The organism is Streptomyces sp. NPDC004561 (genome assembly GCF_053602155.1).
This window is the reverse complement of sequence record NZ_JBSGDB010000791.1, coordinates 1-2,399: the sequence shown is the minus strand read 5'-3', so window position 1 is coordinate 2,399 and position 2,399 is coordinate 1. Positions and strand designations below refer to the sequence as shown.

The following is a 2,399-nucleotide window of genomic DNA, read 5'->3' as shown; positions in this document are numbered from 1 at the left end:
GCCCGCCGCCACCCGGGCCGGGGTGGGCGGCGACTGGTTCGACGTGATCCCGCTGTCGGGGGCGCGGGTGGCGCTGGTCGTGGGCGACGTGGTCGGGCACGGCATCCGCGCCTCCGCCACCATGGGCCGGCTGCGCACCGCGGTGCGCACCCTGGCCGACGTGGATCTGCCGGCCGACGAGCTGCTCACCCACCTCGACGACCTGGTGCTGCGGCTCGCCGCCGACGAGGGCAGCGCGGACCCGGCCGCCGAGACCGCGGGCGGCATCGGCACGACCTGTCTGTACGCGGTCTACGACCCGGTCTCACGGCAGTGCACCGTGGCCCGGGCCGGGCATCCGCCGCCGGCCGTGGTCACCCCGGACGGCGCGGTCCGCTTCCTGGACGTGCCCGCGGGGCCGCCGCTCGGGCTGGGCGGGCTGCCCTTCGAGGCCGTCGAGACCGAGCTGCCCGAGGGCAGCCTGCTCGCCCTCTACACCGACGGGCTGTTCGAGGCCCGCGAGCACGACATCGACGAGGCGCTGGACAAGATGTTCGCGGCGCTCGTCCGGCCCGCGAAGTCGCTGGAATCCGTCTGCGACCGGGTGCTGACCGAGCTGCTGACCCACCGGCCCGATGACGACATCGCCCTGCTGGTGGCCCGCACCCGGGCGCTGCACCGGGACCGGGTGGCCTCCTGGGAGCTGGAGAACGAGCCCACCGACGTCTCCCGCGCCCGCCATGTCGTCGACGAGCAGCTGTCGGCGTGGGGCCTGGAGGAGGTCGCGTTCACGACCGAGCTGATGGTCAGCGAGCTGGTCACCAACGCCATCCGCTACGGCCGCCCGCCCATCCGGCTCCGGCTGATCCACCAGGACAGCACCCTGATCTGCGAGGTGTACGACTCCAGCGGCTCCACTCCGCACATGCGGCGCGCCCGGATCTTCGACGAGGGGGGCCGGGGTCTGCTGCTGGTGGCCCAGCTCGCCGAGCGCTGGGGCACCCGGCACGACCGGGTCGGCAAGACGGTGTGGGCGGAGCAGTCGGTCGCGGCGGTCTGACCGCCGTCTGCGGGACGGGGGCGGCCCGGGCGGTCTCCAACCCGCCCGGGCCGCCGAACGCCGTCGGTCAGTCCGCGTCGTCCCAGGGGTCGAAGTGGTGCCTGTCGTCCCAGTGGTCCCTGTGGTGGTCGTCGCAGTGGTGCCTGCGATGGTCGTCCCGGTCGCGGTCCCGGTCGTGGTGGTCATGGTGGTGCGCGGCCGTCAGGGACACCGGCGGCGTCTCGGGCATCGGGGCAGCCGACGCGGTGACGGCCGGCAGCATCACCCCTCCGGCGGCCACCACGGCCGAGGCGATCGCCGTCGGCAGCCACAGCCCTCGCCTCGACCGGTTCCCCGTGCCGTTCCGGTCCGTGCGGCTCACGCGGTTCCTGCGGTTCATGCGGATCATGGTTCTCTCCTGCTCGTCCGTGGGGCCCTGGTCGGTTCCCGGTCTTTCCGGTGCGGCCCGCACTTCAAGTAGGCCGGAGGGGCAGGAGGGGGTCACGTTCCGAGGACTCGGGACTTGACCGCGCGGCACACGCCCGCTAGCGGCCCCGGAGGACCGGGCATGCCCAGGCGGGCGGATCGGGAGGGGCGGGGCGGACGTCCACCAGCGTCGGCGTGCGCGGGCGCGGCGCGGCCTCCCCGACGGCCGCGCGCAGGGCCGCCACGAACTCCAGACAGCACCCGTAGCGGTCGTCCGGGACCTTCGCCAGGGCCCGGCGGAGCACGTCGTCGGCGGCCCGCGCGAGGTCCGGGCGCCGCTCGCTCGGGCGGGGCGGCGGGTCGTACTGGTGGGCCCAGAGCAGTTCGAGGTGGTCCGCCCGCTCGAAGGGCGGGGCGCCCGCGAGGGTCTCGTGGACGACGCAGGCGAGGCTGTACTGGTCGGACCGGCCGTCGACCGGGCGCCCGGCGATCCGCTCGGGCGCCACGTAGTCGAGGGTGCCGACGAACTCGCCGGCCGTGGTGAACCCGGTGAGCGACAGGGACTTCTTCGCGAGGCCGAAGTCGGTGAGGTAGACGTGCTCGGGGTGGTCGCTGTCGACGCCCTTGGCCACCAGCACGTTGGCGGGCTTGACGTCCCGGTGCACCAGGTCGTGCGCGTGGGCCGCGTCGAGGGCGGAGGCCAGCTGGGCCGCGATGCGCAGCGCGGCCGGGACGGGGAGCGGGCCCTCCCGGTCGATCAGGGCGCGCAGGTCGGGACCGGGGACGAGGCACATCGCGATGTAGAGGATCCCGTCGGCCTCGCCGGCCTCGAAGACGGGCACGATGTTGGGGTGGTCGATGGCGGCCGCCACCCGTGACTCCTGGACGAAGCGGCGGCGGAAGCCTTCGTTGCGGGTGTACTCGGGGGCGAGCAGCTTCAGGGCGACCGTCCGGC

General features: G+C 74.7%; 3 protein-coding genes. 1 reads left to right on the top strand and 2 read right to left on the bottom strand.

The window, feature by feature from the left end:
- On the top strand, positions 1-1,039 hold a 1,039-nt coding region (locus ACWEN3_RS45345), incomplete at its 5' end, for a SpoIIE family protein phosphatase (RefSeq protein ID WP_452984152.1).
- A 67-nt stretch (positions 1,040-1,106) separates the two neighbouring features.
- On the opposite strand, the gene ACWEN3_RS45340 is transcribed toward ACWEN3_RS45345, so the two are convergent.
- On the bottom strand, positions 1,107-1,427 hold the full coding sequence (locus ACWEN3_RS45340) for a hypothetical protein (protein WP_452984150.1): 321 nt from the start codon (positions 1,425-1,427) through the stop codon (positions 1,107-1,109).
- A gap of 136 nt (positions 1,428-1,563) precedes the next feature.
- Positions 1,564-2,399: serine/threonine-protein kinase (locus tag ACWEN3_RS45335; RefSeq protein WP_452984148.1), on the bottom strand; the 836-nt coding region annotated here is incomplete at its 5' end.

Excerpts from the sequence above, each read along its gene's own strand:
- ACWEN3_RS45340 (WP_452984150.1), bottom strand. The coding sequence starts at position 1,427 with ATGATCCGCATGAACCGCAGGAACCGCGTGAGCCGCACGGACCGGAAC.